The sequence below is a fragment of the Kitasatospora sp. HPM-01-4 genome, assembly GCF_051374625.1.
Taxonomy (GTDB): domain Bacteria; phylum Actinomycetota; class Actinomycetes; order Streptomycetales; family Streptomycetaceae; genus Kitasatospora.
This window is the reverse complement of record NZ_JBPQGP010000005.1, coordinates 4,342,313-4,354,370: the sequence shown is the minus strand read 5'-3', so window position 1 is coordinate 4,354,370 and position 12,058 is coordinate 4,342,313. Positions and strand designations below refer to the sequence as shown.

11 protein-coding genes are annotated in these 12,058 nt (G+C 73.4%); 7 read left to right on the top strand and 4 right to left on the bottom strand.

Annotation, left to right across the window (positions count from 1 at the left end; genetic code table 11):
* Window positions 1-33: 33 nt before the first annotated feature.
* The gene (locus ACSMTC_RS18945; RefSeq protein ID WP_436560885.1) at window positions 34-681 is read right to left on the bottom strand and encodes a hypothetical protein; all 648 of its coding nucleotides are present in this window, start codon (window positions 679-681) and stop codon (window positions 34-36) included.
* 189 nt (window positions 682-870) lie between these two features.
* Here ACSMTC_RS18945 and ACSMTC_RS18940 point away from each other — a divergent pair, with 189 nt between their 5' ends.
* The 3 genes from ACSMTC_RS18940 to ACSMTC_RS18930 all read left to right on the top strand — a co-directional run bounded on the left by ACSMTC_RS18940 (window position 871) and on the right by ACSMTC_RS18930 (window position 5,122).
* Window positions 871-2,115 carry a benzoate/H(+) symporter BenE family transporter gene (locus ACSMTC_RS18940; RefSeq protein WP_436560884.1) on the top strand — a complete coding sequence of 415 codons (1,245 nt, stop codon included), beginning with the start codon at window positions 871-873 and terminating at the stop codon, window positions 2,113-2,115.
* Between the two features lie 306 nt (window positions 2,116-2,421).
* Window positions 2,422-3,657 (top strand): M64 family metallopeptidase, encoded by a 1,236-nt coding sequence (locus tag ACSMTC_RS18935; protein ID WP_436560883.1) that lies wholly within the window; start codon window positions 2,422-2,424, stop codon window positions 3,655-3,657.
* 91 nt (window positions 3,658-3,748) lie between these two features.
* Complete coding sequence (locus ACSMTC_RS18930) at window positions 3,749-5,122, top strand: MFS transporter (protein WP_436560882.1); 1,374 nt, start codon at window positions 3,749-3,751, stop codon at window positions 5,120-5,122.
* 30 nt (window positions 5,123-5,152) lie between these two features.
* Here the strand turns inward: ACSMTC_RS18930 and ACSMTC_RS18925 are convergent, their stop codons facing one another.
* Both ACSMTC_RS18925 and ACSMTC_RS18920 read right to left on the bottom strand, forming a co-directional pair.
* Entirely contained in the window at window positions 5,153-5,368 is a 216-nt protein-coding gene (locus ACSMTC_RS18925; protein ID WP_436560881.1) for a BRO-N domain-containing protein, read from the bottom strand.
* 187 nt (window positions 5,369-5,555) lie between these two features.
* Window positions 5,556-6,377 carry a maleylpyruvate isomerase family mycothiol-dependent enzyme gene (locus ACSMTC_RS18920; protein WP_436560880.1) on the bottom strand — a complete coding sequence of 274 codons (822 nt, stop codon included), beginning with the start codon at window positions 6,375-6,377 and terminating at the stop codon, window positions 5,556-5,558.
* Window positions 6,378-6,563: 186 nt separating this feature from the next.
* On the opposite strand from ACSMTC_RS18920, the gene ACSMTC_RS18915 reads away from it, so the two are divergent.
* From ACSMTC_RS18915 to ACSMTC_RS18905, 3 genes are all read left to right on the top strand, one after another.
* On the top strand, window positions 6,564-7,361 hold the full coding sequence (locus tag ACSMTC_RS18915) for a carbon-nitrogen family hydrolase (protein ID WP_436560879.1): 798 nt from the start codon (window positions 6,564-6,566) through the stop codon (window positions 7,359-7,361).
* A 230-nt stretch (window positions 7,362-7,591) separates the two neighbouring features.
* Window positions 7,592-8,551, top strand: coding sequence for a GntR family transcriptional regulator (locus ACSMTC_RS18910; protein WP_436560878.1), 960 nt, complete (start codon window positions 7,592-7,594; stop codon window positions 8,549-8,551).
* Window positions 8,552-8,595: 44 nt separating this feature from the next.
* Window positions 8,596-9,243, top strand: coding sequence for a hypothetical protein (locus ACSMTC_RS18905; protein WP_436560877.1), 648 nt, complete (start codon window positions 8,596-8,598; stop codon window positions 9,241-9,243).
* A 111-nt stretch (window positions 9,244-9,354) separates the two neighbouring features.
* On the opposite strand, the gene ACSMTC_RS18900 is transcribed toward ACSMTC_RS18905, so the two are convergent.
* Complete coding sequence (locus ACSMTC_RS18900) at window positions 9,355-10,140, bottom strand: SLATT domain-containing protein (protein WP_436560876.1); 786 nt, start codon at window positions 10,138-10,140, stop codon at window positions 9,355-9,357.
* Between the two features lie 451 nt (window positions 10,141-10,591).
* On the opposite strand from ACSMTC_RS18900, the gene purD reads away from it, so the two are divergent.
* Window positions 10,592-11,842, top strand: coding sequence for a phosphoribosylamine--glycine ligase (gene purD / locus ACSMTC_RS18895; protein WP_436560875.1), 1,251 nt, complete (start codon window positions 10,592-10,594; stop codon window positions 11,840-11,842).
* The last annotated feature ends 216 nt before the right edge of the window (window positions 11,843-12,058 follow it).

Below are 12,058 nucleotides of genomic sequence, written 5' to 3'. Positions count from 1 at the left end.
CCCACCGGCGTTCCGGAGCGCGGAGGGCAGGCTCTAGCGGAGCACCCTGAGGACGGTCGAGTTGCTCTTGCCGTTGAGACCGAAGCCGCTGAAGACCTGGATCTCGGTCTGCTGACCGGGGGCGTCGGCCGAGAGCGAGAGCCGGAACAGGTAGCGGTGGGCGTGCCGGTCGGCCAGCGGGCCGGCGAGGACGGAGGTGTCGGCGACCAGCGTCGGGTCGCAGCCCTGGTGCAGCGGCAGGTTCCGCCACCGGCCGTCCTGCATGACCTCCACCTTCAGGTCCCGGATCCGCAGGTTTGTGCCCGGCAAGGCGTGGTCGGAGCCGGAGCCCGGGTTGTAGAGCGCGAAGGACGGGGCGATGTCGGCGTAGTCGGCGCCGGTGAAGTTGGCCATCTCGACGCCGAGTTCGACCGGTGCGCCACCGGCGGTCACCGAGGCCGGCACCACCGGGACGAAGGCCGAAGCCACCTCGCCGCGGTGGCCCGCCGCGGGGGCGGACGCGCTCGCCGCGCTGTCGGCCGAGCCGGCCGTACCACCGCACGCCCAGGCGGCCGGGGCGCCCGGAAGCAGCGGGGCGGCGCCGCCGGCGGTCAGGACGGCGGCGCCGAGGGCGAGGGCCCTGCGGGTGGCGAGCGAGGACAGGACGTTCTTCACAAGACCGGGTACAGCGGATACTCGCATGACGGGTTCCCCCAGGAGCTGTCGCGGACTGCGGGTGAGGTCGGCCGGTGGTCGCGGCCCGCCGGCTCCGCTCTCCGTGCCTGCGTGCGAAGGGACTTCACACCCGCGACACGTCTGCCGCCGGATGGCGGCAGTAGTCGTGGAGGTAATTCCGGAGCGCCGCAAAGGGTCTTCCAGAATACTGCTCGGGTGGCAGAGCATCACGTTGGAACGCGGCAGCGGACGCGGCCGGGGACCGGGACTGGGCAGGCGTCCGCCGGACGGCGCTCGCTGCGCCGGGACGTCTCGCTGCCCGCCCTGCTGGCCGGGCTGGTCTGCATAGCGGTGTCCTTCTCCGGCCCGCTGGTGGTCGTCCTGGCGGCGGCCGCCGCCGGACACCTGGACCACGCGCACACCGCCTCCTGGATCTGGGCGGTGGCCGTCGGCAGCGGACTCACCTGCCTGCTGCTGAGCTGGTGGACCAGGACGCCGGTGATCACCGCCTGGTCCACGCCCGGAGCGGCGCTGCTGGTGACCAGCCTGGGCGCGTACCCGTACCGCGAGGCGGTGGGGGCCTTCCTGGTGAGCGGTGCGGCGGTCGCGCTGTTCGGACTGACCGGACTGTTCGGGCGGCTGATCAGGGCCGTACCGCCCGGGATCGTCAACGCGATGCTGGCCGGGATCCTGTTCTCCTTCGGCACCGGGGTCTTCGGTTCGCTGCACCAGGCGCCCGTCCTCGTACTGGGCACCTTCGCGGCCTTCCTGCTCACCAAGCGCCACCTGCCCCGGTACGCGGTACCCGTGGCCCTGCTGGCGGGCGGCGCCCTGGCCGCCGGCACCGTCGGACTGCCACTGCACCTGGGCGACGGCGGGCTCGTCCGCCCGGTGCTCACCGCACCGGCCTTCGGCTGGTCCGCGACGGTCGGCCTGGCGCTGCCGCTCACCATCGTGGTGCTCGCCTCGCAGAACGCGCCCGGGCTCGGCATCATGCGCGCCTCCGGTTACCAGCCGGACGACCGGCTGCTGATCGGCACCACCGGTGCGGTCTCCGTCCTGATGGCACCGTTCGGCTCGCCCGGGGTCAACCTGGCCGCCATCACCGCCGCGATCTGCACCGGACCGGAGAGCCACCCCGACCCCGAGCGCCGCTACATCGCCGGGATGTCGGCCGGTGTCCTGTACCTGCTGGTGGGCAGCTTCGGCGGGGTGCTGGTGAGCCTGTTCACCGGGCTGCCCGCGGCGCTCATCGCGGTGATCGCGGGGGTCGCCCTGCTGGCGTCGTTCCAGGGCAGCCTGGCCGGCGCGCTCGCCGACGAAGGCGGCCGCGACGGCGCGGTGGTGACCTTCCTGGCCACCGCCTCCGGGATGAGCCCGTTCGGCATCGGCTCGGCCTTCTGGGGCCTGCTCCTGGGAGTGGGAACGCACCTGCTGCTGCACCGCCGCGCGGCCCGCTGAGGCCGGGGGAGCGCCTCCCGGAGCAGAACGGGGCCGAGCGCTCGCCCGGACGGCACACCCGGCCGCCCCGGCGGCACGCCCGCTCGCCCGCCGGGAGGTCCACGGGCCCGGGAGGTCCGTGGCCCGGGCGGTCCTACGGCCGTTTCGGCCGGTGCGCCCGCCGACTGCGCCGGATGCCCCGCCACGGTGATCCGGACCGGCGAAGTCGCTCCCCCCGCGGTCGGGAGTGTCCGGTGGGCCGGGTACGTCTTGTCGGCCCACCACCCGCGCTCCAGCCGGGTGACCGGAGTCCGGAGGACGCACCGTATGCCGAACGGTTGGTCTGGCCGAATCGTCCGGAGCGCAGCAGCGCTCAGCCTGCTCTCGGTCGCAGCTCTGCCGACCGCGCTGGAGGTGGCATCCCCACCGCCGTTCGGAACGATCGGCGCTCCCGCGCCCACCCCGGACCGCCCCGCCCCGCCGCACGGCACGACCGCCACGGACCAGCGGGCGCCCCAGCCCGCGCCCACGGTGGACATACGCCGCACCGGCGACCCCGCCAACCGGATCACGCTGGTGCTGATGGGCGACGGCTACACCGCCGACCAGCAGCAGCTGTTCCAGGAGCAGGCCGACCGGGCCTGGCACGCGGTGATGGACATAGAACCGTTCCGCAGCTACCAGGGCTACTTCAACATAAGGCGGGTGGACGTGGTCTCCCCCGTCGCCGGGATAGCCGAGTCGGAGAGCCGCAGCCGCCGGACGGTCACCCCGCTCGGGATGCACTTCTGGTGCGACGGCACCGCCCGGCTGCTCTGCGCGGACGAGCCCACCACCGCCAGGTACGCGGGCAAGGGGGACGGCCCGCAGTACCTGATCGCACTGGCCAACTCCGGCGAGTACGGCGGCGCGGGCGGTACCGGGGTGACCACCCTCGCGGGCGGCAGCCCGGACGCCGGGCGGATCATCCAGCACGAGATCGGCCACACCGTCGGCGACCTGGGCGACGAGTACGACACCGCCCCCGACGATGCCGACTACCCCAACCTCTCCACGGTGAACGCCGACGACATGGCCCGCACCCATGTGAAGTGGTGGCGCTGGCTCGGTGCCGAGTCCCCGGACGGCGGCGGCACCGTAGGGGCGTACCGCAGCGGCAACGGCATCTACCGGCCGACCGCCGACTCGGTCATGCGGACCCTCGGCGGTACCTACAACCTCCCCTCCCGGGAGGCGATCCTCGAACAGATCTACCGGCGGATCGGCCCGATGGACCCGCCGGAACCCCCCGCCGGCACGGTGGCCGGACGGCCCCGGCTGCACGTGCGCCCGCTGCCGCTGGAGGGCGGCCGGCAGCTGCAGGTGGAGTGGAAGGTCGACGGCGTGGTGACCGCCCCTCAGGGGCCGGACCCCGGCTTGCTGGACACCGCCGCGCTGCAGATCCCCTCGGGCAAGGACGTACAGGTCACCGCGACCGTGCGGGACACCACCGACTGGGTGCGCGACGAGGCGTTCCGCGACCAGCACATGACCAGGACGGTGACCTGGACGCTCAGGGGCTGAGCGCGCCGGGCGCCGTGCCGCTCCCGTGCCGCTCCCGTGCCGTGCTGTTCCGGTCCCGCGTAGCCACCTGCCGGAATGGTCATTTGATGGGATGACTAATCTGGTCGCCGTGCCCGTGGACCCCGACAGCCCTGTCCGCCCCTGCTCTGTCCCTGGCCCCCGGCCACAGCCCGAGCCCGAGCCCGAGCCCGGCCCCGGATCCTCCGAGAGCTCCGAGCACCACCCCGCACCGCCCGGCGGCCGGGCCGCCTGGGGCGCCTGGTCGATCGGTGTCGGCGTCTACGTCCTCGCGGTGATCCACCGCACCAGCCTCGGTGTGGCCGGGCTGGACGCGGCGGCCCGGTTCGGTATCGGCGCCTCGGCGCTCTCCACCTTCGCCATCCTCCAGGTGCTGGTCTACGCGGCCATGCAGGTGCCGGTCGGCCTGCTGATCGACCGGTTCGGGCCGCGCCGGGTACTGCTGCTCGGCATCCTGCTGCTGAGCACCGGTCAGCTCGCCTTCGCCTTCAGCCCCTCCTTCGGGCCCGCGCTGGCCTCCCGGGCGGTGCTCGGCTGCGGCGACGCGATGACCTTCATCAGCGTGCTGAGGGTCGCCGCCCGCTGGTTCCCGGCGGCCAGGAACCCGTTGGTCGCCCAGCTCACCGGACTGGTCGGCACCGGCGGCAACCTGGTGACCACCGTGGTCCTCGCCCCGGCCCTGCACAGCCAGGGCTGGACCGCCACCTTCGCCCTGATCGCCCTGCTCGGTCTCGGGGCCTTCGCGATGGTCGCCCTGCTGCTCAAGGAGGCCCCGGCGGGCGTCACCGTCGTACCGGCCGCCGGGCGGCGGCCGCCCGTGCGCGAGCAGATCCGGCACGCCTGGCGGGAACCCGGCACCCGGCTCGGCATGTGGGTGCACTTCACCACCGCCTTCCCGGGCGCGACCTTCGGCCTGCTCTGGGGCATGCCGTACCTGGTCGAGGGCCAGGGGATGAGCCGGGGCGAGGCGGGCGGACTGCTGACCCTGCTCGTCCTGTGCAACATGGCCTTCGGCCTGGTCTTCGGGCGCCTGGTCTCCCGCTACCCCGCCGCCCGGATCCCGGTCACCTTCACGGTCATCGGCAGCACGGCCGCCTGCTGGGCCGTGGTGCTCGCCTGGCCGGGCGGGCGGCCACCGCTGTGGCTGCTGGTGGTACTGCTCGTCGTCATGGGCAGCAACGGCCCGGCATCCCTGGTCGGTCTCGACTACGCCCGCGCCCACAACCCGCCCGAGCGCCTCGGCACCGCCTCCGGCATCGCCAACATGGGCGGCTTCATCGGCACGATGATCACCCTCTTCGGCATCGGCCTGCTGCTCGACTCCCTCTCGGGAGCCGCCGGACACACGGCCGAGACGTACCGGTGGGCCCTCTGCTGGCAGTACGTCCCGCTGGCCCTGGGGACGGCGATGATCGTGCGGCTGAAGCGGGAGCTGGGGCGGGCGTAGGGTCTCCGACCTGCAGTTTCGCTATTACTCTCATTCCGAATGAGAGTAATCCGGTGGCTGTTCACGGATCGGGTGTGCTGCGGGCCGACCAGCCTGCTGGCTTGGCTCGGGTTTCCACGCCCCCAGGACCTTGCACACGTCCGCCGTGACGAACCACGGTTCGCCGTTGATCATGACCACCCTGATCGGCTGGCCGGTGACCGGGAAGCTGGACCGCACCAGCACCATGCCGGTTTCGTCGTCCATGACCGCCCCTCCTTCACTCATCGGTGATGGGCTGCCCTGGGCAACGAGGCCGAACGGGTGATGTGCCGGTACCGGCGACCGTACGGGAGCACGATGCGCGCCACCCGCGTACGCCACGGAAACGCACTAATGCTCAGCTGTGACGCTTCTCCGTGTACGCCGAGCCGTCAGGAAATCCCACGGACCGTCACGGCGTCAGCGCGAAGTTGGCCAGTACCCGGGCGGCCAGCTCCTGGTCGCCCTCGGCCTCGACCGGGTTCGGCCGGCCGCGGCCGCAGGCGAGCCTGACGTACGTCTCCCAGTCCATCGTGAACTGGACGTCGGGGGCGAGGCTGACCCGCTCGTCCAGGGTGCCGCGGCCGTCGGCGCCCACCCGGACGGTGCGCAGGAACTCCACCGGGCCGGTCACGTCGAAGGAGACCACCGTCCCGGCGGGAGCGCCGGCCTGCTTGGCGACGGCCTTGGGGAGCCCCTCGAGCAGGACATCGCGGGTGATCAGGGCGGCGGGGGAGTCCAGGTTGCCGGTCTCGCCGAGGGCGCGCCGCAGGTCCTGCTCGTGCACCCAGACGTCGAGGACCCGCTGGCGCAGCAGCGCCCAGTACGGCACCTCACGGGCGAGCGGCCCGGTCGGCGTGCGGACCGGGTCGCCGGGCTCGTGCCGGGAGTCGCGCAGCGCGCGCGAACGGCGGATGAAGACGTAGTCCAGCTCGCTGGTCAGCTCGATCGGGGTGTGGCAGCGGCGCTTGTCGACCGGCAGCTCGACGTAGCGGGCGAACTCGGTGGTGACGTGCCGCAGGTCGCGCGGCAGCGAGTGGATCGGCCGGGGATCGCCGAGCAGCTCGGACTCGACCGCGATGATGTGCGAGACGATGTCGCGGACGGACCAGCCGGGGCAGTCGGTGGCCCGGTTCCAGGAGTCCGTCGGCAGCGCGGCCAGCAGTTCGGATATCGACTCGATGGACTGCGTCCAGGCGTCGACGCAGGCCTGTACGGTCTGGTTGTCCGTCACGGGTATCTCCGGCTCTCCGTCAGGTTCCTTGCCACACTCGTCCGGGTCCGGGCGGACCTGGGGTCCGATGGACGAGGTGTCCAGGCTTCCGGGCGGACGCGCTACCCGCACGTTACGCTGCCGGATGACAGCTGGGCAGCGCTTTCGGGTGACGATCGTAGGACGGGTCCCATGGACGGTGGTAGTGTGCGCGCTTCATTGATCCAACTCGCGGTCTCCGACGCCGAGCCGCCGGAGGAGCGGCGGGCCAGGGCCGCCGCGCTGGTACGGGCGCAGGAGGGGGCCGACCTGGTCGTCCTCCCGGAGCTGTGGCCGCTCGGGGGATTCAACTACGACGCCTGGTCCGTCGGTGCCGAGCCGCTGGACGGGCCGACCGCCGAGGCGATGTCGGCCGCCGCCAGGGCCGCCGGGGTGTGGCTGCACGCGGGCTCGATCGTCGAGCGCGACCCGGACGGCCCGATCTACAACACCTCGCTCTTCTTCGCCCCCGACGGTGAGCTGCGGCACACCTACCGCAAGATCCACCGCTTCGGCTTCGACAGCGGCGAGGCGGTCGCGATGGGCGCGGGCCAGGAGATCGTCACCGCCGCCACCGACTTCGGCACGCTGGGTCTGGCCACCTGCTACGACCTGCGCTTCCCGGAGCTGTTCCGGGCCCTGCTGGACGCCGGCGCCGAGCTGCTGATCGTCCCGGCCGCCTGGCCGGAGCGCCGCCGTGAGCACTGGACGCTGCTCGCCCGCGCCCGCGCGGTCGAGGAACAGGCCTACGTCCTGGCCTGCAACACCGCCGGCACGCACGGCGGGGTCGAGCAGGCGGGCCACAGCATCGTGGTCGACCCGTGGGGCAGGGTGCTGGCCGAGGGGGGTGCGGACGAAGAGGTGATCACGGTGGAGTTCGATCCCGGCGAGACCGCCAGGGCCCGTACCGAGTTCCCGGTGCACCGCGACCGCCTGCTCGGTATCCCCGCACCGGTACAGCGCTGACCCGACGGCCGCCGGGACGGCCCCCGCCGTGCCGTCCGCACACCCGGGCACCCGGCGGCCGGGCCGCTCACCGGACGGCCCGGACCCGATCACCGGACATCCGGCCGGGAAACCGGTCCGGTGTCCCGATATGACCGGGAACAGGGCTCTTGCGCACCCGGTGGCCGTTTTTGAGAAGATGAGCCGCCGTCGCGTTTGCCGAGTCCTAACAGAGGGGGGTCGCGACCGGAATGTTCAGCTCCTTCGGATCGGGGGGCGGCCACCCCGCCATCCAGCGCAACAGCCTCCGTGAGCAGATCGCGGGTGCGCTGCGCGAGGAGATGATGGCCGGACGCCTCGCGGCGGGCCAGAACTTCACCGTCAAGGAGATCGCCGAGCAGTACGGGGTCTCGGCGACCCCGGCCAGGGAGGCGCTGGTCGACCTCGCGGCCCAGGGGCTGCTCCGCGCCGAGCACCACCGGGGCTTCACGGTGCCGGAGTTCACCTGGGCCGACTTCCTGGAGATCTTCGAGGCCAGGGCGCTGCTCACCGACAGCTCGCTGCGCCAGCTCGCCGCCACACGGGGCGGTGCGGTCGCACCCGAGTACGACTGGGTCAGGCTGCCCTCGCTGCGGCGCCGGGCCGAGGCCGCGGTGCGCGCCTCACGGGCCGGCCAGCTGGACGTCCTGGTCGGCTGCGACCGGCGGTTCTGGCAGGAGGTCGGCCTGCTGGTCGGCAACCGCCGGATCGGCGACTACCTGGACTGGCTGCGGGTGCAGTCCTGGATGTTCGCGGCGCCCTACCTGCGCGCGGCGGACAACCTCAGCGGCGTCTGCTGGGCCGGGCACAACGAGCTGGTGGACCGGATAGAGGCCCGCGACCTGGCCGGGACGCACCGGCTGGTCAACGAGTACAACCTGTTCACGGTCGAACTGCTGGCCTCGCTCACCGGCCAGCCGCTGGAGTCGGTCACCGTCCTGCCGCTGCTCCGCGAGCACCTGGCCGACGACTCCTCACCCACGCCGCCGGCGCCGGCGGACACGGACCAGGAGCCCCAGGCGCGCGAGGTGGCGGAGGTCGGCCTCGGGCTGGTGCCGCTGCCGCGCTTCGTGCCGCTGCCGGCCTCCGGTCAGAAGGACCCCCTGGGGAGGCTCGGCAGGCCGGTGCGGATGCTCCGGCCGGGGAGCGAGGAGCCCGCGCCGGGCCGATAGGGTGGGCCGTCGTTGCCCGCCCTCCGGAGAGGAAGAGCCGGCCGATGGCCTGCGACCTGTGGCTGGTCCCGCTCGTGGACAAGCTGACCCACAGCCCCGAGAACCCGTTCAGGGACGACCTCCAGCGCTACAACCTCGCGCTCACCGCCCAGGGCCTGCCCGAGGTCCCGGTGTACGCGCACGTGCCGGGCATAACCGGCGAGGTCGAGCCGGTGGCGGCGTTCGACTACAACTCGCTCCACTTCCTGCGCCGCGCCTACCTGCTGGCCCTGACCGGTTTCGAGATCACGCCGGTGGACGAGCTCGGCGGGGACTACGAGCAGCTGCTGGAGATGTTCGAGAGCACGGCCGAACGCTCGCACCTGGTCTGGCACTTCGACCACGCCGGGGCGTACGTGCCGATCGACTTCCTGCTCCCGGTGGTGGCCGAGAACCTGCTGGAGTCCGGCGGGCCGCTCGGATCCTCGCAGGGGCTGCTGCGCGAACTCCAGGCCGTCGCCCCGGTGTTGGGCATCGACCTCAACAACCCGCCGGCCGCCACCCGGCCGCTCGGCCCGACCGGCCTCGAGCAGCCCTTCGGCCCGCCCCTGGACGACCTCCACCCCTACGCCCGCGAGCGCCACGCCTGGGCCGGGCTCTACGCGGCGGCGATCCGCAGCCTCACCCAGGGCTCCATGATCGTCTTCGCGTAGCGGGCCGCTCCCCGGGGGCGCCTCGGGTGAAGCCGTCTCCCGCAGCGCGGCTCCCCGTACCCCCGAGGGCGCACCGCGGGCCCGGCCGACGGGGCCTCAACGGACGGGGCCTCAGCGGAGGGGGCCCTCCGGGGGACGCTGGCGGGGCATGGTGGGCCGGGTGCCGGGCGAGGGCAGAGCGCGGACCTGCGCGCCCGAGCCGCCCTCGCTGCGCCCGCCCCAGGCCCCCGGGGCCTGGGTGGGCAGCTGGGTCATACCGGCCCGGAACTCCAGCATCCACTCGGAGGTCTCGCTGCGGACCATGTCCGAGACGTCCTCGCAGAACCGCCGCAGCACCCCGAGGCAGCGTTCGGCCGCCTCCCCCGCCGTGCCCTCGGTGGGCCCCAGCACCTCGCGCACGCACTCCGAGGCCCAGTCGAACTGGAAGGCCTCCAGCCTCCGTTGCAGCGCCTGCGCGGTGCTGATGTCGCGCATCCAGCCGGAGGTCAGCCCGAACGCCCGGTCCGCGCCCAGCCCGGCGGCGGAGAGCACCAGCGCGACGTACCCCCAGTTCGCAGCCTGCCCGGCGAGGCCGGTGAGCGCGACCAGGGGGGCGCTCACCCCGGCGACGGCGAAGCCGGCCGCGCCGAACCGCAGCAGCCGGGCCCAGCGACGCTTGCGGATCCGGTCGTGGCGGTACCACTCGATCGCCTCGACGGCCCGCTCCTCGGACCACCGGTAGAGCTCCTCAAGCCGTTCGGCGGGCTCGCCCCAGTCCCCGAGCGGGAACTGGCGGGCGCTCAGGTCGGTACGGCGCCGGGAGGGCGCGTGCTCCTGGGAGGGCGTGACGGGCTGGTCCTCCTCGCCGACTTCCTTGCCCCAAGGGCTCTCCTCGGGCTGCATTTCCGGCTGGCTCACCTGTGGGGCTCCCTGTGGCGGGCGGACTGCTGACGCCCCGGCGGGGTACCGGGACCGACCCGGCGCCGGTCTGACGCCAGGTCCTGTGACGTTCCATCGGACCGGCCCGGCGCCGTGCGCGGGTGTGGGCCGCCCAATGGTGCCGTGCACCGGGCTGTGCCGGTGGTTCTCCGAGACAAACTCTTACCGCCAAATGGCTGAGCGCGGGGCCGCTTCGGAAATGATCGTTACCGGAATTCACCTCGGTATGCCGAGGTGGGAGGGTTTCGGCGGGCGGTGAGATTTCACCCTTCCGAGCGAGCGGTCCGCAGAGCCCCGGCCTGACCCGGCGGTGGAACGCGCCCGGTCCTTGGAGGTTCCTCCAGCAGAACGGCCCGGATCGCCGCTCCGGTTGGAGCTTTCGACGGGACCGGCGGCAGCCGTGAACGAGCCACCGACTACCCTGAGCGGCGTGAAGGTCCTCGTCATCGGCGGCGGCGCCCGCGAACACGCCCTGTGCCGCTCTCTGTCCCAAGATCCCGTCGTCACCGAGCTGCACTGCGCCCCGGGCAACGCCGGGATCGCGCAGGTGGCGACGGTCCACCCGGTCGACCAGCTGGACGGCGGGCAGGTCACCGAACTCGCCCGGCGCCTGGCCGCCGACCTGGTCGTCATCGGCCCCGAGGCCCCGCTGGTGGCCGGGGTCGCCGAGCCGCTGCGCGCGGCCGGCTTCGCGGTCTTCGGCCCCTCTCCCGAGGCGGCCCGGCTGGAGGGCTCCAAGGCCTTCGCCAAGGAGGTGATGGCCGGGGCCAACGTCCCCACCGCCCGCTCCTACGTCTGCACCACCCCCGAGGAGGCGGCCGAGGCACTGGACGCCTTCGGCGCCCCGTACGTGGTCAAGGACGACGGTCTGGCGGCCGGCAAGGGCGTCGTGGTCACCTCCGACCGCGAGGCCGCCCTGGCCCACGCCGCCGCCTGCGGCCGGGTGGTGATCGAGGAGTACCTGGACGGCCCGGAGGTCTCGCTCTTCGCGATCACCGACGGCACCACCGTCCTCCCGCTGGTGCCCGCCCAGGACTTCAAGCGCGCCCTGGACGGCGACGAGGGCCCCAACACCGGCGGCATGGGCGCCTACTCGCCGCTGCCCTGGGCCCCCGAGGGCCTGGTCGACGAGGTGCTGCGGACCGTACTGCAGCCCACCGTGGACGAACTGCGCCGCCGGGGCACCCCGTTCTCCGGCCTGCTCTACGCGGGCCTCGCGCTCACCTCGCGCGGCACCCGGGTGATCGAGTTCAACGCGCGCTTCGGCGACCCGGAGACCCAGGTGGTGCTCGCCCGGCTGCGGACCCCGCTGGCGGGCGTCCTGCTGGCCGCCGCCGAGGGCACCCTGGACACGCTGGAGCCGCTGCGCTGGGAGGAGGGCGCGGCCGTCACCGTGGTCATCGCCTCGGAGGGCTACCCGGCCGCGCCGCGCACCGGCGACCCGATCGAGGGCCTGGCCGAGGCGGAGTCCGCCGACGGCTCGGTCCACGTGCTGCACGCCGGCACCCGGGTCGGCGAGGACGGCCAGGTGCTCAGCGCCGGCGGCCGCGTGCTGTCGGTCACCGCGACCGGCGCCGACCTCGCCGAGGCCCGCACCCGCGCCTACCGGGCCGTCGAGCGGATCACCCTCAAGGGCTCCCACCACCGCACCGACATCGCCCTCGAGGCCGCCCGGCAGTAGGCGGGAGAGCGCGATCGACAGGGGCGCGGGGCTCTGCCTCGCGCCCCTGTGGGTTTTCCGGCTCCCGGGCCGTGCCCGGCGGGTTTTGCGCCCGGCCGGAGGTATCCCCCTCGGGCAGTGCGCCCGCCGCCGCCACAGGCCGCGCGCCGCACCGGAAGAGACCCGGATTCCAGTCCTTCGGGTGAGGTACTCGCCATCCGGCTGACGCGGCCGGTG

Excerpts from the sequence above, each read along its gene's own strand:
- ACSMTC_RS18945 (WP_436560885.1), bottom strand. The coding sequence starts at position 681 with ATGCGAGTATCCGCTGTACCCGGTCTTGTGAAGAACGTCCTGTCCTCG.
- ACSMTC_RS18905 (WP_436560877.1), top strand. The coding sequence starts at position 8,596 with ATGGCCTGCGACCTGTGGCTGGTCCCGCTCGTGGACAAGCTGACCCAC.
- ACSMTC_RS18910 (WP_436560878.1), top strand. The coding sequence starts at position 7,592 with ATGTTCAGCTCCTTCGGATCGGGGGGCGGCCACCCCGCCATCCAGCGC.
- ACSMTC_RS18925 (WP_436560881.1), bottom strand. The coding sequence starts at position 5,368 with ATGGACGACGAAACCGGCATGGTGCTGGTGCGGTCCAGCTTCCCGGTC.
- ACSMTC_RS18930 (WP_436560882.1), top strand. The coding sequence starts at position 3,749 with ATGACTAATCTGGTCGCCGTGCCCGTGGACCCCGACAGCCCTGTCCGC.
- ACSMTC_RS18935 (WP_436560883.1), top strand. The coding sequence starts at position 2,422 with ATGCCGAACGGTTGGTCTGGCCGAATCGTCCGGAGCGCAGCAGCGCTC.